Annotated in this window: 19 protein-coding genes; 13 read left to right on the forward strand and 6 right to left on the reverse strand. The window is 73.0% G+C overall.

Going from position 1 to position 18,492, the window contains the following annotated elements:
* The first annotated feature begins 52 nt into the window (after positions 1 to 52).
* The 7 genes from DSM112329_RS01550 to DSM112329_RS01580 all read left to right on the forward strand — a co-directional run bounded on the left by DSM112329_RS01550 (position 53) and on the right by DSM112329_RS01580 (position 8,433).
* On the forward strand, positions 53 to 1,291 hold the full coding sequence (locus tag DSM112329_RS01550) for a helix-turn-helix domain-containing protein (RefSeq protein ID WP_354700043.1): 1,239 nt from the start codon (positions 53 to 55) through the stop codon (positions 1,289 to 1,291).
* Between the two features lie 84 nt (positions 1,292 to 1,375).
* Positions 1,376 to 1,951 carry an AMP-binding protein gene (locus DSM112329_RS01555; protein ID WP_354700044.1) on the forward strand — a complete coding sequence of 192 codons (576 nt, stop codon included), beginning with the start codon at positions 1,376 to 1,378 and terminating at the stop codon, positions 1,949 to 1,951.
* On the forward strand, positions 1,945 to 3,522 hold the full coding sequence (locus DSM112329_RS01560) for an ATP-binding cassette domain-containing protein (protein ID WP_354700045.1): 1,578 nt from the start codon (positions 1,945 to 1,947) through the stop codon (positions 3,520 to 3,522). Before DSM112329_RS01555 ends, DSM112329_RS01560 begins: the two co-directional genes overlap by 7 nt.
* A complete protein-coding gene (locus DSM112329_RS01565; RefSeq protein ID WP_354700046.1) occupies positions 3,519 to 4,415 on the forward strand; it encodes a branched-chain amino acid ABC transporter permease in 897 nt (298 codons plus the stop codon). The genes DSM112329_RS01560 and DSM112329_RS01565 overlap by 4 nt, the downstream gene beginning before the upstream one ends.
* Positions 4,408 to 5,478 (forward strand): branched-chain amino acid ABC transporter permease, encoded by a 1,071-nt coding sequence (locus DSM112329_RS01570; protein WP_354700047.1) that lies wholly within the window; start codon positions 4,408 to 4,410, stop codon positions 5,476 to 5,478. The genes DSM112329_RS01565 and DSM112329_RS01570 overlap by 8 nt, the downstream gene beginning before the upstream one ends.
* Positions 5,475 to 6,767, forward strand: coding sequence for an ABC transporter substrate-binding protein (locus tag DSM112329_RS01575; protein WP_354700048.1), 1,293 nt, complete (start codon positions 5,475 to 5,477; stop codon positions 6,765 to 6,767). Before DSM112329_RS01570 ends, DSM112329_RS01575 begins: the two co-directional genes overlap by 4 nt.
* Positions 6,768 to 6,891: 124 nt before the next feature.
* The gene (locus DSM112329_RS01580) at positions 6,892 to 8,433 is read left to right on the forward strand and encodes a lipase family protein (RefSeq protein ID WP_354700049.1); all 1,542 of its coding nucleotides are present in this window, start codon (positions 6,892 to 6,894) and stop codon (positions 8,431 to 8,433) included.
* A 287-nt stretch (positions 8,434 to 8,720) separates the two neighbouring features.
* Here DSM112329_RS01580 and DSM112329_RS01585 read toward each other — a convergent pair whose 3' ends face one another.
* The 5 genes from DSM112329_RS01585 to DSM112329_RS01605 are packed head-to-tail and all read right to left on the reverse strand — an operon-like array spanning position 8,721 to position 10,969.
* Positions 8,721 to 8,954 (reverse strand): hypothetical protein, encoded by a 234-nt coding sequence (locus DSM112329_RS01585; RefSeq protein WP_354700050.1) that lies wholly within the window; start codon positions 8,952 to 8,954, stop codon positions 8,721 to 8,723.
* Entirely contained in the window at positions 8,951 to 9,556 is a 606-nt protein-coding gene (locus DSM112329_RS01590; RefSeq protein WP_354700051.1) for a hypothetical protein, read from the reverse strand. The genes DSM112329_RS01585 and DSM112329_RS01590 overlap by 4 nt, the downstream gene beginning before the upstream one ends.
* A complete protein-coding gene (locus tag DSM112329_RS01595) occupies positions 9,556 to 10,143 on the reverse strand; it encodes a hypothetical protein (RefSeq protein ID WP_354700052.1) in 588 nt (195 codons plus the stop codon). Before DSM112329_RS01595 ends, DSM112329_RS01590 begins: the two co-directional genes overlap by 1 nt.
* The gene (locus DSM112329_RS01600; RefSeq protein ID WP_354700053.1) at positions 10,140 to 10,463 is read right to left on the reverse strand and encodes a hypothetical protein; all 324 of its coding nucleotides are present in this window, start codon (positions 10,461 to 10,463) and stop codon (positions 10,140 to 10,142) included. The genes DSM112329_RS01595 and DSM112329_RS01600 overlap by 4 nt, the downstream gene beginning before the upstream one ends.
* Positions 10,464 to 10,510: 47 nt before the next feature.
* The gene (locus tag DSM112329_RS01605) at positions 10,511 to 10,969 is read right to left on the reverse strand and encodes an Asp23/Gls24 family envelope stress response protein (RefSeq protein ID WP_354700054.1); all 459 of its coding nucleotides are present in this window, start codon (positions 10,967 to 10,969) and stop codon (positions 10,511 to 10,513) included.
* A 165-nt stretch (positions 10,970 to 11,134) separates the two neighbouring features.
* Between DSM112329_RS01605 and DSM112329_RS01610 the strand changes: the two genes are divergently transcribed.
* The 6 genes from DSM112329_RS01610 to DSM112329_RS01635 all read left to right on the forward strand — a co-directional run bounded on the left by DSM112329_RS01610 (position 11,135) and on the right by DSM112329_RS01635 (position 16,382).
* Positions 11,135 to 11,692, forward strand: coding sequence for a sigma-70 family RNA polymerase sigma factor (locus tag DSM112329_RS01610; RefSeq protein ID WP_354700055.1), 558 nt, complete (start codon positions 11,135 to 11,137; stop codon positions 11,690 to 11,692).
* Entirely contained in the window at positions 11,689 to 11,931 is a 243-nt protein-coding gene (locus DSM112329_RS01615) for a hypothetical protein (RefSeq protein ID WP_354700056.1), read from the forward strand. Before DSM112329_RS01610 ends, DSM112329_RS01615 begins: the two co-directional genes overlap by 4 nt.
* Positions 11,928 to 12,737 (forward strand): mechanosensitive ion channel domain-containing protein, encoded by an 810-nt coding sequence (locus DSM112329_RS01620; RefSeq protein ID WP_354700057.1) that lies wholly within the window; start codon positions 11,928 to 11,930, stop codon positions 12,735 to 12,737. Before DSM112329_RS01615 ends, DSM112329_RS01620 begins: the two co-directional genes overlap by 4 nt.
* 66 nt (positions 12,738 to 12,803) lie before the next feature.
* Entirely contained in the window at positions 12,804 to 13,148 is a 345-nt protein-coding gene (locus tag DSM112329_RS01625; RefSeq protein WP_354700058.1) for an MmcQ/YjbR family DNA-binding protein, read from the forward strand.
* A gap of 36 nt (positions 13,149 to 13,184) precedes the next feature.
* Entirely contained in the window at positions 13,185 to 14,048 is an 864-nt protein-coding gene (locus tag DSM112329_RS01630; protein WP_354700059.1) for a crotonase/enoyl-CoA hydratase family protein, read from the forward strand.
* Between the two features lie 111 nt (positions 14,049 to 14,159).
* Positions 14,160 to 16,382: a hypothetical protein gene (locus DSM112329_RS01635; RefSeq protein ID WP_354700060.1), complete on the forward strand. Its 2,223-nt coding sequence runs from the start codon at positions 14,160 to 14,162 to the stop codon at positions 16,380 to 16,382.
* Between the two features lie 191 nt (positions 16,383 to 16,573).
* On the opposite strand, the gene DSM112329_RS01640 is transcribed toward DSM112329_RS01635, so the two are convergent.
* Positions 16,574 to 18,436, reverse strand: a complete 1,863-nt coding sequence (locus DSM112329_RS01640; RefSeq protein ID WP_354700061.1) for a hypothetical protein — start codon at positions 18,434 to 18,436, stop codon at positions 16,574 to 16,576.
* Between the last annotated feature and the right edge of the window lie 56 nt (positions 18,437 to 18,492).

Genomic DNA, 18,492 nt, shown 5'->3' on the forward strand with positions numbered 1-18,492 from the left:
GTCACTCGGCATTTCCTCCGAAATCTGCGGGCCGTCCCTGTAGTTTCCCTCCATGACCGCCTCGACCGTCACCCAGGGAGTCGCTGAGCTGGCGGCCAGGATGCGGACCGACCACGAGCAGATCGCCCGGAGCGCCGTCGCGCTCTACAAGACGGAGATCGTCGACTACGCCGCGGCGACCTCGGAGTTCCTCGAGGACGAGGTCCTCGCCGTGACGCTGCGCGGTTTCGGCGACGTCCTCGACAACCTCGCGGCCGACGTCGTCGAGCCCAGCGTCGAGCAGATCGCCGGGATGGAGGCGATGCTCATGCGCCGCCCCCACCAGGGCGTCGCGCTCGCGTCGATGCAGCAGGCCTTCCAGGTCTTCAGCGGCTACTCGTACGGGCTGCTCCCGTCGTACATCGACGACGAGGACCCGGTCCAGCTGCGGGCGGCGCTGCGGGCGGGTGAGGTGATCTTCCGCTACACGCACGAGGTCATCCAGGTCGTCACGCAGACCTACCTCGACGAGCTGCAGGACGTGCGCGGGGACCGCGAGATCGTGAGCCGCAACCTGCTGGACGCCGTCCTCGCAGGGCGGGCCACGTCACCGTCTGCCATCCGCGACGCGCGCCTGGTCGGCATCGACCTCGGTGAGCAGACCGTCGTGCTCGTCGCGCGCGCCCCGACCGACGGGGACGAGGGCCGCCCCCGGACCCTGCGCACCGCGGCGAAGACGCTCCGCCAGCACTTCCTCTCGCGCGTCGGGCCGGTGCTCGTCGGCGTCCGCGAGAAGAAGGTCGTGTGCCTGTGCCCGGTCAAGGGGGCCGACGACGTGCGGCGCGTCGTCGACGCGGCGCACGCTGCGGCGGCCGAGCTCGACGCGCTCGGGATGTGCATCGGCGTGGCCGGCTGGCGACAGCGCGCCGGGGACGTGCCGAGTGCGTACGCCGAGGCGTGCGAGGCGGCCGACCAGGCGATCCGGCTGGGCGTGCACGACCGGGCCATGCTGTTCGACGACGTGCTGCTCGACCGGGTGCTCCGCACGAGTGACGTGGCCGAGCGCATCGTGACCACGGCCCTCGATCCGCTGCGCGCCTACGACGCGGAGCGGAAGGCCGATCTGGTGGCGACGCTGCAGGCGTACGTCGACACGAACTTCGGCGTGGCGGCCACCGCGCGAGCGATGACGGTGCACAACAACACGGTCCTCTACCGCCTCGAGCGCATCCGGCTCCTGACCGGTCGCGACCCCCGCTCGCCGCGCGACATCGTCTTCCTCGCGCTCGCCCTGCGGCTGCAGGGCGCCTGACAGAACCACCAGAGACCCGCCGCTGAGTTCGGAGGAAATACCGAGTGACTCGCGCTGTGGCCCTCCGTACGGTCGCACCGGGTCATGCAGCTCACGAGTCTCCTCAAGCCTGATCAGGCGTTCGTCGTACGCCTCGGTCAGACCACCTTCAGCTACGCCGAGCTCGACGGTGCGTCCGCCCGGGTGGCGTCGCTGCTGCGCGGCCGCGGCGTCTCGCCGGGCGATCACGTCGCCGTCATGCTCGGCCGGGTCGCGGAGCTCCCGAGCGCCTACTACGGCGTCCTGCGGACGGGCGCCGTGGTGGTGCCGATCGACGTCGGCAGCAGCGCCGGGCAGGTCGAGGTGTACCTGACGTCCTCCGGCGCGCGGCTCGTGCTCGCCTGGCACGAGTGCCTCGACGCCGCCGAAGCCGGCGCCCGCGACGCCGGCGTGGACTACATCGTCGTCCACCCCATCGGGTTCCACGCGCTGCTCGAGGAGATGAAGCCGGTCGTCGACGCGGACATCACCCGTGAGCCCGACGACATCGCCGTGCTGCTGTACGCGCCGACGACGACCGGCACGGTCCACGCCATCGAGGTCACCCACGCGGAGCTCCGCGCACAGGCCGGGGAGAACGGGGAGATCGTCATCCCGCTAATGGAGGAGCAGCGATGCTGAAGGTCGATGACCTGCAAGTGGTCTACGGCGGGGTGCGCGCGCTGCGCGGCATCTCGCTCGAGGTCGGGGAGGGGGAGGTCGTCGCCGTCCTCGGCAACAACGGCGCGGGGAAGTCGACGCTGCTGCGGACAATCTCGCGGACCCTGTCGCTGCACCACGGCACCGTCGTCTCGGGCTCGGTCGAGCTCGGCGGCAAGGCGATCACCGGGGACGCGGCCGACGTGGTGCGGCGCGGCCTGGTCCAGGTGCCGGAGGGACGGCGGATCTTCGGCGACCTCACGGTCGACGAGAACCTGCGCGCCGGTGGCCTGTCCGCGAGCCGCAGCCGCCGCGCCGCCGCGGCTGCCCGCGTCTACGCGACCTTCCCGCGGCTGGACGAGCGGCGCGACCAGCGCGGCGGCCTGCTGTCCGGGGGCGAGCAGCAGATGCTCGCGATCGGACGCGCGCTGATGTCCAACCCGAAGGTCCTGCTGCTCGACGAGCCGTCGCTCGGCCTCGCGCCGCAGATGGTCGACTTCGTCGGGGCGCTCGTGCGCGACATCAACGCCACCGGGATCTCGGTCCTGCTCGTCGAGCAGAACGCCGCCATGGCCCTGGAGGTCGCGGACCGCGCCTACGTCCTGGAGGTCGGCGAGGTCGCGCTGGCGGGTGTCGCCGAGGAGCTGGCGGCGAGCGACGAGGTCCGCGACCGCTACCTCGGCGTTGCCCCGTCCCCGGACGTCGAGCCGGTGACCGCGCCGAGCGTGCCGCGCATCACGACGGGCGAGCGGACCCCGAAGCCGCTGCGCGCGGAAGGCGTCACCGTCCGCTTCGGCGGCCTGGTCGCGCTCGGCGAGGTCTCGCTCGACGTCGAACCCGGGACGACGCATGCGCTCATCGGCCCGAACGGCGCGGGGAAGTCGACGCTGATGAACGTGCTCACCGGCGTCTACCAGGCCGGCGAGGGCAGCGTGCGCTACGGGGACGACACCCTCACCGCGATGCGGCCGGCCGAGATCGCCGCGCTCGGCATCTCGCGGACGTTCCAGAACCTCGCGCTGTCCCACACGGCGACGGTGCGCGAGAACCTGCTGCTGGGCCGCCACCGTCACTGGAACGCGGGGTTCATCACGGCCGGCCTGCGCCTGCCGGGCGCCCGCCGCGCCCTGGCCGAGCAGACGCGGATCGTCGACGGGATCGCCGAGACCGTCGGCCTCGGCGGCAAGGAGCGCGAGCCGCTGAGCGGCCTGTCCTACGGCGACCTCAAGCGCGTCGAGCTCGCGCGCGCCTTGTGCGCCGAGCCGACGCTGCTGCTGCTCGACGAGCCGGTCGCCGGCATGAACCACGACGAGTCGCAGGAGATGGCCCGCGCCATCGCGCAGGTGCGCGAGACGCTCGGCATCACCGTCGTGCTCGTTGAGCACGACATGCCCTTCGTCATGGGCCTCGCCGACCGCGTCACCGTCCTGGACTTCGGGCGCGTGATCGCCGACGGCACACCGGCCGAGGTCCAGCAGGACCCGGAGGTGCTCCGTGCCTACCTCGGGTCCTCGGACACCGCCAACTCCGTGAAGGGAGACCTCAAGTCATGAGCCAGTTCTTCGAGCTGACGCTCAGCGGCCTGTCGCTCGGCTGCATCTACGCCCTGCTCGCGATGGGCTTCGTGATCGTGTTCAAGGCGACGAACGTCGTCAACTTCTCGCACGCGTCGATCGTGATGCTGGGCGCCTATCTCGTCGCGTCGTGGAACGACTCGCTCGGGTTCTTCGGCGCGATGGCCGCGTCGGCGGTGGTGTGCGCGATCGCCGCCGCCGCGCTCGACGTCATCTTCGTCGCGCCGCTGCGGCGCCGGGCCGGCGGCACCGACGCCGTCGCGATCCTGACGATCGCGCTGAACATCCTGCTCGGGACGCTGCTGGCGCGGACGGTCGGCACGGACATCCTGCCGTCGGGCGCCCCTTGGGGGGCGGAGACCACGTCGATCCTCGGCGCGCGCATCCCGCAGACGCGGATCGCCGCCGCGATCGTGGCGATGGCCGTGATGGGGGTCTTCTACGTCGCGTTCACCCGCTCGGACTGGGGCGTCTCGATGCGGGCCGCCGCCACCGACCCGGAGGCCGCGGCGCTGATGGGCATCCGCCTGTCGTACGTGGCCGCCGGCGCGTGGGCGGTGGCCGGTGTCCTGGCCGCCATCGGCGGGGCGTTCTTCATCTCGTTCCCCGCCTCCGGGGTCTCGAGCTCGACCGGCCTGCTCGCGCTCGCGGCGGTTCCCGTCGCCGTCGCCGGCGGGCTCGACTCGCCGTTCGGGGCCCTGATCGGCGGCCTGGTGATCGGCGTCGCGCAGACCCTGGCCTCCGGCTACCAGGACCACATCGCGTTCCTGGGTCGCGGCCTCGGCGAGGTCATTCCATACGCGGTCCTCTTCGTCGTCCTCCTGTGGCGTCCGAGTGGCCTGTTCGGTACGAAGGAGATGAGCCGTGTCTAGGTCACAGTCGCGCATCGTCGGCCTCGTGGTCGTCGCGATGCTGCTCGCGGTGCCGTACTTCCTCGAGGAGTTCTGGCTCCAGATGGGGCTCTTCGCGATGGCCGCGGCGATCGCGGCGATCGGCCTGACGCTGCTGTCGGGCGTCGCCGGCCAGCTGTCGCTGGCGCACGCGTTCTACATCGCCGTCGGCGCCTACGGCTACTGCTACCTGGCCGGCGACTCCGGGAGCGATCCCGGCCTCGACCTGCCGAGCGGGCTGAACCTGCCACCGGTCCTGGCGCTGATCGGGGCGGTGCTCCTGGCGGGTGTCGCCGGGGCGCTGTTCAGCCCGATCGCCGGCCGCCTGCGGGGGATCTACCTCGGGCTCGCATCGATCGGCCTGGTCTTCGTCGGCCAGCACATCCTGCGCGCCGCGAGCGGCGTCACGGGCGGGTTCAACGGACGCGACGCCGAGCCGTTCAGCGTGCTCGGGTTCACGTTCGACGCGACCCCGATGAACGTGCTCGGCGTGGAGTACCACCAGCTCGAGAAGCTGTGGTACCTCGGCCTGCTGTTCGTCGCCGCCGGCGCCTGGTACGCGCACTCGATCCTCGGCTCGCGGCCCGGCCGCGCGCTGGAGGCGATCCGCGACAGCGAGGTCGCCGCCGCCGTCATGGGCGTGAACGTCCCGGTCTACCGCGGCGCCGCGTTCGTGGTGTCGAGCATGTACGCCGGCCTGGGCGGGGTGTTCATCGCGCTCGCGTACCAGCGGATCGTGCCGGACACGTTCGGGTTCCTGTACTCGCTGGACTTCGTCGTGATGATCGTCCTCGGCGGGGTCGCGTCGGTCCGCGGGGCGATCGTCGGCGCCGCGGTCGTCATCTGCCTCCCGCAGCTGCTGGACCACTACGCCACCTCGCTGCCGCTCGTGGCGGCGGCGGGTGACGACGGCCTGCAGCCGACGGACGCCTCGCGCTTCCTCTACGGCGGCGCGGTCGTCGCCGTCCTCATCTTCAGCCCCGGCGGCCTGGCAGGTCTCGCCCGCCGCCTCAGTCCACGTCACACCAAGGAGAGCACTGCATGACCCTCAGCATCCGCAGCGGCGGCGTCCTGGCCGCAACGCTGGCGGCGACCCTCGCGGTCGGCGCCTGCGGCAAGTCCGACTCCGATTCGAGCTCCGGCTCGGGCGCCGGCACGACGTCCACCGCGGCCGGCAACACGGACCCCGCGTCGGTCAAGACCGGTCCGGGCGTCACCGCCAAGAAGATCACCCTCGGCGTGATGACCGACCTGTCCGGTGCGTTCGCGCCCCTGACCTCGGTCATCACCCACGGCAACGAGGAGTACTGGAAGGAGCGCAACGCCGCCGGCGGCGTGTGCGGTCGCACGGTCGACCTCCAGATCAAGGACCACGGCTACGACACGCAGAAGGCCGTCGTCCAGTACCGCGGCCTCGCACCGGACGTCGCCGCCCTGCAGCAGCTCGTCGGCTCGCCGATGACCGCCGCGATCCTGCCCCAGCTGAAGTCCGACCGCATGCTGTCGATCCCGGCCTCGTGGCCGTCGGAGCTCCTGGACGACGACATCATCATCCTCTCGGGCGCGACCTACGAGCTCGAGCAGATCAACGGGCTCGGGCACCTGATGGACGAGGGCGAGATCAAGTCCGGCGACAAGATCGGCGCCCTCTACTTCGAGGGCGACTACGGCGAGGCCGGCCTGAAGGGCGTGAAGTACTTCGCCGAGCAGAACGACATGACCGTGGTCGAGCAGAAGATCCAGCCGACCGACGAGGACATGACCGGGCAGGTCGCCGCGTTCAAGCGCGCGGGCGTCAAGGTGCTCGCCGTCACGACGGCGCCGACGCAGATGGCGTCGCTCGCGGGCATCGCCGCGGCGCAGGGCCTGGACGTGCCGTTCCTCGGGAACAACCCGACGTTCGACCCGGCGGTGCTGAAGTCGCCGGCCGCCAAGGCGATCATCGCCAACGGCTACTTCATGGGGCCGGTGCCGCCGATCTCCAGCAGCAACGCCAAGGTCCAGAAGTCGATCAAGTCGTACAAGAAAGCCTTCCCGAAGGACACGCCCAAGAACGCGGCGCTCGTCGGGTTCGCCGAGGGCAAGATCATGTACACGGTTCTCGACAAGGCCTGCGAGAACGGCGACCTGAGCCGCGACGGCATCGTCAAGGCCGCGCGTCAGCTGTCCGCCGTGTCGACGTCCGGCCTCGCCGCCGGCGACCTCGACTTCAGCCAGCTCGGCGAGCCGCCGACGCGCGGCGCCTTCATCGCCCGTGCAGCCAACATCGAGGGCGGCCTGAAGCAGGTCGGCGGCGTGCTCGAGTCCGACCTCGCCAAGGAGTACGAGGGCTGACCCCGCGGGTGGGCGACCGGCCGGGAGCACGGTGCTCCCGGCCGGTCCCTGCCCTACAGGCCCGTGACGGCCCCCCGGTCGCCGCCGTCCGCCACATCTCACCTACGTGAACCGAGGAGAAGTCATGCGATCGTCCGTCGTCACCCTGCTCGCCCTCGCCGTCGTCCTGGCCGCGGGCCTCCCGGCGGCCGCGCAGGCCGCGCCCCTGAAGGACGTCGACGATCCCTTCTACCGGTACGACAAGCCGCTCGGGGACGTCGCGCCCGGGACCGTCCTGCGCAGCCGCGCCATCACGCCCGCGCTCGCCGGGGTGACCCTGCCCATCAAGGCCACGCAGGTGCTCTACCGGACGACGAAGACGAACGGCGCCGCGATCGCGAGTGTCGCCACGATCCTGCGTCCGCTGGTCGCGCCCACCCGGCAGATCGTGTCCTACCAGACGGCCTACGACGACCTCGGATCGACGTGCGTGCCGTCGTACACGATCCAGGGCGGCAACCCGGGGGCGCTCGTGCCCAACCTCGAGATCGGCTTCATGCTGACCTACCTGGCGCAGGGCTTCACGGTGGTGACCGCCGACTACGAGGGGCTCACGCACGACTACACCGCCGGCCAGGGCGCCGGGTACGGGACGCTCGACGGCATCCGCGCGGCTCGGACCGAGCTCGGGTTCCGCGACGGCACGCCCGTCGGCATGGTGGGGTACTCGGGCGGCGCGATCGCGACGCAGTGGGCGAGCGAGCTGGCCGGGGAGTACGCGCCGGAGACGAACATCGTCGGGGCGGCCTCGGGCGGGATCCCGGTCAGCTTCCCGAACACGCTGCGGTACATCGACGGCTCCCCCGAATGGGCGAGCGTGCTGCCGTACCTGCTGAACGGGCTGTTCCGCGGCACGGGCATCGACGTCTCGCGGTACCTGTCGCAGAAGGGCCGGGAGGCCATGGCGTTCGTCGCCGACAAGTGCCTGGACACCGGCGCGTTCCCCGGGCTGCGGATCCGCGAGCTGCTCGCCGGCGACCGCGACTACCGCACGGTCCGCCCGTTCGTCCGGGCGATCAACTCGCAGATCATGGGCACGCTGGGGACCCCGAAGTCGCCGGTGTTCTTCGGGAACGGGAACGGCGACGGCATCGGCGACGGCATCATGATCTCCTCCGACGTCGAAGCGCTCGCGCACCAGTACTGCGGCAAGGGCGTCCCGGTGCACTACACGCGCTACCCGGGCCTGGACCACGGCGGGGTCATTGCCCTGTTCGAGGCCGAGGCCATCGCGTTCCTGCAGGCGCGCTTCACCGGGCTGCCCGCCGCGAACGACTGCGCGCGAATCCCGCCGGGCACGTCCCTGAAGCCGCTGCCGCTGCCGCCGCTGCCGGCGGTCGTCCTCGGCAGGGTGCGACGGACCGGGTCCGGCTACCGCATCGCCGCGCGTCTCGACCGCGAGGTCGCCGGGCTCGTGTCGGTCACCGTCTTGACGGTGAAGGACGGCAAGCGCCGGCGTGTCGCGGTCCGCAGCCTGGCCGGCGGGCTCGGGCCGGCGTCGCGCACGCTCGCGGTGCCGCTGCGCCGCGGGGTCGCCGGCCGGCGCTACGAGGTCGTCGTCAGGGCCCTCGCGGACGGCGAACCGGTCACGGCGACGGCGCGCCTGCAGGTCCCTCGGCGGCGCTGACGGGGGGACGTCAGCGCCGCCGGGGAACCTGCCCGGCGCGCGGCGGTCGCTCAGCGGGCGCCGGCCGGCGACCTCACGCGGCGCCGCCCTCGTGCTTGCGCTGCCAGCGCTTGTAGGCCTTCGGAGCGACGAACCGACCGATCGACCAGACGACACGGCCGAGGAGGGCGAAGCGCTTGCGGGGCATGGGTGAGTCCTTTCGTGGTGTGCTGCGTGTGGTGGGTTGACCGTCGTCCGGACACCCCGGTTTCGCGGATGCGCAGCTCGAGCGACCGGGCGCGGACGCGCTACTGCACGCGCCGGCCGCCGCGCGGTCCGCCCTGATCGCCGAACGGCATGTCGCGGTCCGGGCCCAGCCGGCTCTGCAGCTCGGCGAGGTCGATCTCGCCGAGGGCGATGGCGACCGCGACGGCGAACGCCCCGGCGCCGATGAGGCACAGGACGGCGTCGCCCAGTCCGAGGGTGATCCAGACGACGGCGAAGCCGAAGCCCAGGATGGCGGCGAACTGCTTGGTGCTCATCGCAGCTCCCTTCTGTGGTGGCGGTTGAAGCCGGCCAGCGTGACGGTGACCGGTCGGGGGGCAAGGTCGTGGGCGGCCAGCGCCGCGCGGACGCTGTCGCGGACGGCGATGAGGGTCTCGGGCCCGCTGGCGGCACGCCGGAGGCTGAGGGCGACGGTCAGCCTGTCGCCGTCGATGCGCCCGCGTGCGGCGTCGACGGCGTCGACGCTCGTCGCGGCAATCTCCCCGATGCGCTCGACCGCCCGCGGGGCGAGCGTCGTCTGCCCGCTGTCGGCCTCCTCGAGGAGCAGCGGGCTCCGGGCCAGGTACGGCCGCGGGAGCTCCTTCGTCGCGAGCCACCCCAGCAGCAGGAAGGCGACCAGTCCGGACGGGCCGGCGATCATCCGGGTCCGCGAGTCGGCGTCGCCCGGGGTGAGCGACGCGAGCTGGTCGAAGACCGTGCGGTAGCCGGAGAGCTGCTCGACGGTCCCCGGGTCGGCCTTCAGCGCGAGCGCCACGAGCATCCCGCCGTAGAACACGAGCGCCAGCCCGACGAGGGCGGTCAGCGTGCGCCCGACGAGGGCCAGGGCGGAGCTGCGCAGGCGGACGCGCTGGCGGGGCATCACTCCACGCCCTTCGTGACGCGCGTCCGGATCCGCGTGCGCAGGGGCCAGTCGCCGTCGATCGGGGCGAGCTCGCGGGTGACCGCCGCGCGGACGTCGTCCGGGGAGCGGCGCTTGGCGCGGTCGGCCCGGATGCGCAGCCGCGCGCCGGGCCGCCGGCGACGCGGACGCACGCGGGTGCGGGCCCCGCGGATCTCGCGGGCCTGCTCCACCAGCGCGGTCGTCAGCTGGGCGAGCGGGCGACGACGGGCGAGCAGGTCGCCGTCGGCGTGATGCTGCAACGTGACCAGGCGCTCACGCCGCGGGGTGAGCGTCCCGACCAGGATGAGGACCCCGGCCAGGACGGCGGCCGCCCCGCCGAGCGCGGAGTCGCGGGCGACCGGACCATTGGCCTCGACGGCTGCCAGCAGCTGCCGGACCTCGTCGCGGGCCTCCGGCGCGTGCACGAGGCGCAGCAGCCCGGGCAGGCTGAAGTCGCCGCTGCCGCCGCCGGCGCTCGCCAGCGCGACCGCGAGGCCGGCGAGCGAGAGGACGGTCAGCAGCAGGAACGCGAGCACGCGCACCAGTGCGCGCAGGAGCAGGATCATGCGGCGTCGTCCCCCACAGGATCCGTCGCCAGGCCGTCGACGTGCACGTGGACGCGGGCCACCTCGCCGAGGAGCCCGAGCTCGAAGACGGCGTCGACGATCCGGGTCTGCAGCCGCACGGCGAGCGCGTGCAGCGGCACGGGGAGCGCGACCAGGTGCACCTCGATCGCGTAGCCGCCGGCCGGGTCGGCCGTCACCAGCACGCCGCCGATCGCGGCGTCGTCGGTGACCGGGGTGACCCAGCGGCCGTCGCCGTCGCACAGCTCGGCGACGTCCGCATCCAGGATCGCGCAGTTGTGCGCGACCCTGGCCAGGCGCACCCGTACCGGCCGCCCCGTGCTGCGGGGGGTGGGGGACGGGCGCTGGGTCACTGGACGCGCGCCCCTTCGTCCTGCGAGTCGCCGGGGAACCACAGGTCGTCGACGGCGATGTTGACCTCGGTGACCTTCAGGCCCGTGATGCCCTCGATGCGCTTGACGACGTTCTCGCGCACGGCGGTCGCGACCTTCGGGATCGACTCGCCGTACTCGATGCGGATCGTCAGGTCGACCGCGGCCTCGCGCTCGCCGACCTCGACGTTCACGCCGCGGGCACGCTCGTCGCCGACCGGCAGGCGGCTGGTGACCGCGCCGATGGTGCGGGCGGCCGTCCCGCCGAGGTCGTGGACGCCATTGATCTCGCGCGCCGCGATGCCGGCGATCTTCGTCACGACGACGTCGGCGATGCTGGTGCGGCCGAGGTCGGCCTCGAGCGAGGCGCGGCGGGCGACCGCGCCGCCCGTGGCGGGCGTCTTCTCGGTGTCGGGTTCGGTGGCGGTCTGGGCCATGCGTGTGCTCCTTCGTGTGGGGTGGTCGTTCTGCAGGGGCAGACCGCCCCCGGCGCGCCGCGGTTTCACGAATCTCGCGAAACCGCAGCGGCTGCGGGTCGGTCTGTCCCGCATTTGGACAGCGATGCACCAGCCGCTTTCCCTGAGCTACGCTCCCGCGTCCGCATGGACGACGAGCAGCTCATCGCCCGTACCCGGCGCGGCGAGCTCGAGGCCTACTCACAGCTCGTGGCGCGCCACCGGCCGGAGGTCCACCGCATCGCCGCGCGGATCGTCGGGCCCGACGACGCGGACGACGTCACGCAGGACACGTTCTTGCGTGCCTTCAACGCGCTGGACCGCTTCCGCGGCGACGCGTCCTTCCGTACCTGGGTCCTGCGGATCGCGCACAACACCGCGATCAACACCCTCGCCAAGCGCCGCGCGATCCCGGTCGACGAGGTGCCGGAGCCGGCCGGCGACAGCGCCCCGAAGGTGCGCTCGCCGGCGGACCTGCTGGAGTCCGGCGAGCGGCAGGAGCGGCTGCTGCACAAGATCGGGCTGCTGCGCCACGACTACCAGGTGGTGGTCGTCCTGCGGGACGTCGAGGAGCTGGACTACAACGAGATCGCGGACATCCTCGACTGCCCGATCGGCACGGTGAAGACGCGCCTGCATCGCGCGCGCGCACTGCTGATCGACATGCTGCGAAACAACACCTACGACTGGGAGCTGCCCGCATGACCGAGCCCGAGCTGACGCCGCCCGAACAGCGGCTGCACGACCTGCTCGCCGACGTCCGCGACCGTGAACCGGACCCCGGCGGTCCGGGCCTGGAGGACCAGATCATGCGCACCGCGCGCTGGCAGTACGTCGCGCGCGGCACGCTGCGCGCGGTCGGCGACCTCTCCGCCGTCGTGGCGATGGGGCTGCGGCTGCTCGTCGGCCCCGACGGCGAGCCGCGCCGGGAGCCGCGGTCATGAGCGCCGTGTACCTGGCCAGCATCAGCGGCCGCGCCGGCGACCAGATCGGCGAGTTCCTGCCCCGGCTCGGCGCGGCGCTCGTCCTGCTCCTCGCGGGGCTGCTCATCGTCCGGCTGCTCACCCGCCTGCTGCAGGCGGCGCTGCTGAAGGCCGGCGTCGACAGCCTCGCCGAGCGCGCCCGCATCCACGACACGCTGGCCCGGATCGGTCTCGAGCGCTCCCTGACCCGGACCGTCGCCGCGCTCCTGCGGATCACCGGATCGGTCGCGGTCATCCTGATCGCCCTGTCGACCCTCGGGCTGCAGACCCTCGACCAGGCGCTGAACCGGGCCGTGCTGTTCCTGCCGAGCCTGGTCGCCGCGGTCGTCCTGCTCGCCCTGGGCGCCGGCCTGGGCGGGCTCGCGCGCGAGCGCGTGGACCGGCTGGCCTACCAGATGGACCTCCGCGGTCCACTCGGCGCTGCCGCCCACGCGAGCATCCTCGGCGTCGCCCTCATCCTCGCCCTCGGACAGCTCGGCGTCCCGACGACCATCCTCGTCGTCGTGGCCGGCGTCACGCTGGCAGGGGCCGCCCTCACGCTGGCCCTCGCGTTCGGCCTCGGCTCGCGCGACCTGGCCGCGGAGCTCGCCGCCGGCCGCTACGTCGGCGGGGGCGGGCTGCAGGTCGGCGACGAGATCACCGTCGACGCGCTGCGCGGGGAGATCGTCGCCCTGGACAGCACGTCGCTGATGCTCCGGACGGAGGACGGCCGCCGCTTCCGCGTCCCGAACTCGAGCGTCATGCGGGCACCGGTCGAACTGCACTGATCGGCGCGGAGCCGTCGGCGCGCTCGGCGGGGTGGCTCGGCGGGCGCCGCCTGGCAGACTTCCGGCATGGCCGACGTCGCACTGGTCCGTCGTCTCGCGCTCGCGCTGCCCTCGGTGACCGAGCGCTCCTCCTACGGGACCCCGGGGTTCCGCGTCCGGGACCGCCTGTTCGCCCGGATCCACGACGACGGCGAACAACTCGTGGCGTGGGTGGCGGACCTGGAGGAAAAGGAGCAGCTGCTGGAGGCGGCGCCCGGCGTGTACACGACGACGGCTCACTACGACGGACACGCGTCGGTGCTCGTGCGCCTCGACGCCGTCAGCGACGACGAGCTGTCGGAGGCGCTGGAGCAGGCCTGGCTCGCGCGGGCACCCAAGCGCCTGCGGGACGAGTTCCTGGCGGATCGCTGAGCCGCGCAGCGCAGGGGCCCCGGTAGCGTCCGGGTCATGTCCTGGACGACGATCCGCTACGCCGTCGACGACCACGTCGCGACGATCACCCTCGACCGGCCGGAGCGGTTGAACGCGTACACCGACCAGATGCGCGCTGAGCTGCTCGAGGCGCTGGACCGGGTGGACGCGGACGACGACGTGCGCGCCGTCATCGTGACGGGTGCCGGCCGCGGCTTCTGCGCCGGGGCGGACCTCAGCGGCGGCGGCTCGACGTTCGACCTCAGCGAGCGGGAGGCCGCGCGGCTCGCCGACGGGACCCCGCGCGACGGCGGCGGCCAGGTCTCGCTCCGCATCTTTGACTGCCTGAAGCCCGTCATCGGCGCGATCAACGGCCCGGCGGTGGGCGTCGGCGTGACGATGACGCTGCCGATGGACGTGCGTCTCGCGGCCGAGAGCGCGCGGTTCGGGTTCGTCTTCGCGCGCCGGGGGATCGCGCCCGAGGCCGCGTCGAGCTGGTTCCTCCCGCGCCTGGTGGGGATCTCCCAGGCGCTCGAATGGGTGACGACAGGACGGGTCTTCGGTGCCGAGGAGGCGCTGGCCGGCGGCCTGGTCCGGAGCATCCACCCCGACGACCAGCTGCTGGACGCGGCGCGTGCCCTCGCGCGCGAGATCGCCGACAACGCCGCGCCGGTGACCGTCGCGCTGAGCCGGCGGATGCTGTGGGACATGCTCGGTGCCGACCACCCCGTACGGGCGCACGAGATCGACTCGCGCGCAGTCTTCGCGCGCGGCCGGTCCGCCGATGCGCACGAGGGCGTCACCGCGTTCCTCGAGAAGCGGCCGGCCGTGTTCCCTGACCGCGTCAGCGCCGGGCTGCCCGAGGTCGGACTGCCGGTCGTGCGGGTCGACGAGGCCTGAGCGGCAGCTCAACCGTTGCGTCAGGCATGCACACCAGAGTGAGTAAGGGTAACCTTACTCAGCGACGTAGGGTACCCGGCTGGGTGCCGTCCACCTTCTCTGGGAGCATCGATGAATCACCTGAAAACCGTCTATCTGCGGCGTCGGTCCGCGGCGTTCGTCGCCGTCGGCGCGGCTGCCTGTCTGGCCGGCGCGGGCGCCGGTACCGCGCACGCCGCGACACCGCTGGCCTGCATCGGCACGGGCGGCGCGACGCCCGCCGTCGACAACATCGCCCCCGTTGGCATGGACGTGACGTTCGCCGGCGACCTGCCCGACGCGGCGGTCGGGCAGCGCTTCAGCATCCGCCCGACGGTCAACTACAACCTCTCGAACGCCTACCTCAAGCAGCTCGGCCTCGCGGGCGCGCTGGACGAGGGCGACAACAACCTCAACGCGGTCACCTTCTGGGTGAAGGTCCGCGGGACGAACACGGTCGAGCAGCAGCAGGTCCTGCGCGCCGTCGTCAACCCCACGTTCGGGCGCTACAACGGCACCACGCAGCTGGGCGACCGCACGAAGACCTCCACGCGGATCCACTGGAACGGCGCCACGCAGACGGCGACCGTCCGCTACTACGACCGCGACAGCGCCAGCACCACGCCGCAGCGCATCGAGCAGCAGATCGCCGGCACCGCGCAGCTCGACACCACCGGGGTCGCCTGGACGCCGTCCAGCTCGGCGCCGATCGAGTTCTCGGTCGCCCCGGCCGGGTCCTTCGGCGCGCTGCCCGTCGGCGCGCAGTGGCGCCGCGCCAGCAGCACCGCCGCGGCTCCGACGCTCGCCAACCCGGCGAACCTCACCGCCAGCCCGGCGACCAACGTCCCGGACGCCGATCCGCTGACGACGGCCTACCCCTACGGCAGCGTGTACGCCCGCCTCGCGGTCGGCAACGCCACCGACGCCGGCACCGCCGGTGCCGACTGGGACGACCTCTCGCACGTCTCGCTGGACTGCGTGACCGGCGACGTCGAGGTCACGAACAGCACCATCGCCTACTCGGACGTCGGCAAGCGGGCGCAGGACGTCGCGCCCGCCGGTGACAGCGGCCGCTACACCGTGCTGGCCTCCGTGGCCGTGCCGTTCGTGCGCGTGACCCCCGCCGCGGTCGCCAAGCCGATGACGTGCATCGACCACCTCGGTCGCTACATCTCGCGTGAGGTCAACCCCTACCAGATGGTCTTCCGCGCCCCGGACCCGGGGACGTTCAAGCCGGGATCGCCGTACACGCTGGGCGGGGTCAAGCTGGACGTGACGCTCGACCCGGCCGTCATCAAGGGCCTCTACGACAACCTCCTCAGCTATCAGGTCCTGCCGAGCGAGCAGCGCCTGGGCAAGTCGCTGAAGATGTGGATCGCCCTCGAGGGCCGCGGCACGACGGAAGGCGTGCAGATCGTGCGCGTCGACGGCAGCTGGACCGCGACGTTCCAGGATCCGGACGGCCAGCCGGGCAGCGGCGACGAGATCTTCCCCGAGACGCCGCTGACGTTCGACGTCCCCGCCTCGACCTGGACGCCGGCCGGCAACGGCCCGATCTCGGTCGGCCTCGCGCAGCCCGGGACGATCCCGGTCGTGTCCGGCCTGGTCGGCTTCGGACATGAGGGTGCGGCGGGCGCGGTCTACGACGCGTTCCCGTACGGCAGCCTCTACATCCGGGCCGAGACGGGTCGCTACGGCGAGACGCTCGACTGCAGCCGCGGCGCGGTGGACATCAGCAACCCGTCCGTCGCGTTCTCGAACCTCGGCCGCAAGACCCCGAGCCCGCAGATCCCCACCCCCGTGGCCGCGGGCGCCCCGCAGCCGACGACGACGGTCGCCGCCGGTTCGGGCGGCCGCTACACGATCACGCCGAAGCCGTTCGAGGCGATCACGGTCGTCCCGGCCGCCGCGGCGCCGCCGGTCATCCCCGCGCCGCCGGTCACCCCGGCGCCCGCGCCGACGCCGGCTCCGGTCCGCTCGACGATCACCAGCACCGCGCTGAAGGTCACGAAGGCCGGCAAGGTCGCCGTCTCGGTCGCCTGCCCCGCCGCAGCGAAGGTCGCCTGCACCGGCACCGCGCAGCTGCGCAGCGTCGCCCCGGTGGCGCTCCGCAAGGGGGCCAAGAAGGCCATCGTGACCGTGGCCGGCAAGGTCAGGTACAGCGTCGCCCCCGGCAAGGCGAAGGCGCTCTCCCTCGGCCTGAGCCAGGCGGGGAAGACGACGCTGAAGGGCCGCAGGTCGCTGAAGGTGAAGATCGTCCTCACCCCCGCCGGCGGCAAGCTGACCACCAAGACCGTCACGCTCGGCGCATCCTGAGCGACTGAGCGGGACGCAGGTCCGAGGGCCGCGGCGTTCGCCGCGGCCCTCGGTCGTTCTGCCGCCGGATCGGGCGGACCCGGCCGTGGTCGTGGGCCAGAGCCGGGGCCGGGGCCGTGGATCCAGCCGGTGCCGGCGTCGGTGGCCGAGTCGCCGCTCGTGAGGACGGCGCCCCGACGACGCCGCCCCGACTACCGGGTGAGGACCAGCTTGCGCGTGACCGGGGCGTTCTTCCCGGCCGGGCGCGCGACCACCTGCACGGCCAGCTTGCGGCGCGCGCGCAGGACCGTCGCGCCGTCGCGGCCGACGACGAGCTTGTAGAGCTTCGTGTAGCCCGGGTCGATGCGGTAGCTCACGGCGCGCGTCACCGTCACCTGCTTGCGGGTGCGGCCGACGCGCAGGATCGCCGTCGAGCGGACCGTGACCGTGCCCCGGCAGATCCCGACGGTCCCCGCGCACTGCAGCGACACAGGCACCTTGCCCTGCGCTGAGCGCAGTCCGACCGAGAGCACGCGGAGCTTGGTCGGCACGACCGCCGGCCTCGGCCCGGGGGTCACCACCGGCGGGGCCGGGACGGTCGGCGGGGCGGGCGTCCCGCCACCGGGCGCGACCGGATCGGGGACGGCGACCGGCGGCGCGGGCGGCGTCGCCGGGGTGACCCGCGTCGCCGCGAACGCGTCGGGGGCGAAGGCGCGGATCGCGTAGCGGCCCTGGTCGCCGCCCGGGCGGTCGCCGGCCTCGGCGTATGCGACGCCCGCGGTGCCGGCGTCGACGCGGCCGCTGACGCAGTCGAGCGACACGTGCTGTGTGCTGCCGTCGGCGGTCGTGAACGACAGCCGGCCGTAGAGGCCGCCGTAGGGCGTCACGGTCCCGCTCGTGCCGGCCACCGACGTGAGGTCGCCGATGCTGCTGCGGGCGGCCGCGGTGAACTGCGCGGGGGCGTCGCCGGTCGCGGTCCACTCGAGCGCGGGCAGCGGCACGGTGACGCTCACGGCGTCGGTCGCGTCGCCGCCGCTGACCGTGATCGGCCCGCTGGCCGGGACCGTGACCACGATGCCGGCGGGCACGGGGACGGTCGCCAGCCGCCGGGCGGGCGCGGTGCCCGTCCCGTCGACGGCGACGACGAACGAGCCGCCGAGGGTGTTGGCGCCCGGGCGCAGTCGACCCGCGGTCCGGAGCTCCTGCAGGTACGCCTGCGGGAGGCGGTAGCGCAGCTGCGGCGTCAGCGAGAAGAGCTGGCCCGACGCGGCGCTGCCGACGCTCGCGGGCGCCAGGACCTGGACGTCGGTGGCGGCCACGCCGCCGGCCGGGACGCCGCTGATGCACTCGGTGGCGGGGACCGTCGTGGTCGCGTAGGGCGCGGCCGGGGCCTCCTCGTAGCCCGCGCCGGCGCCGACGAACCCGCCGGGCAGGCAGTCGAACCCGAGCCGGAGCAGCTCACCGAAGCGGGCCTCGATGAAGACGCTGCCCGTGGGACGGCGCATGCTGCTGTTGGGGCCGACCGGGATCGATGGCAGCGACCCCGCGGGCGCTTGGCCAATGCGGATGTCGCCGCCCTTGGCGGTCCACGTGGTCGGCGACAGCGGGGCGACCGCGTACGTGATCGGCGACGCGCTGACGAACGTCCCGTCCTCGAGCGCCGTGATCGTGGTCGTCGCCGTGCCGTCCAGACGCTGCCACGCCGTCCCCTCGACCGTGTTGGTGGCCCGGATGGCGACCCAGACGCTGACGTCGATGTCGTTGTCGCCGGCCTTCAGGATCCCGAAGCGGTAGCCGTACTCGGCCAGCCAACCGGGGAGCGCGACGTCGAACGCCTGCGCGGTCGCGGTGACCGTGTCGCCGGCGCGGGCGCCCGCGGTGCTCAGCTGGCCCTGGAGCGTGATGTCCAGGTCGCGCCAGTACTGGTCGTAGCTGTACTCGCACGCGTTCCGCGTGATCACGGAGGCCGCGGCGGCGGGTCCGGCCGGCAGCGCGCCGACGAGCAGGACCGAGCCGAGGGAGCCGCCGACCAGCAAACGGCGACGGCGGGAGGCGGGGTTGGAGGGGGTCACCATCGGCACCCTATCGGAACGTAAGGTAACCCTTACACCAACCGCTAGTGTGCGCGGAC

The organism is Paraconexibacter sp. AEG42_29 (genome assembly GCF_040581415.1).
Taxonomy (GTDB): domain Bacteria; phylum Actinomycetota; class Thermoleophilia; order Solirubrobacterales; family Solirubrobacteraceae; genus Paraconexibacter.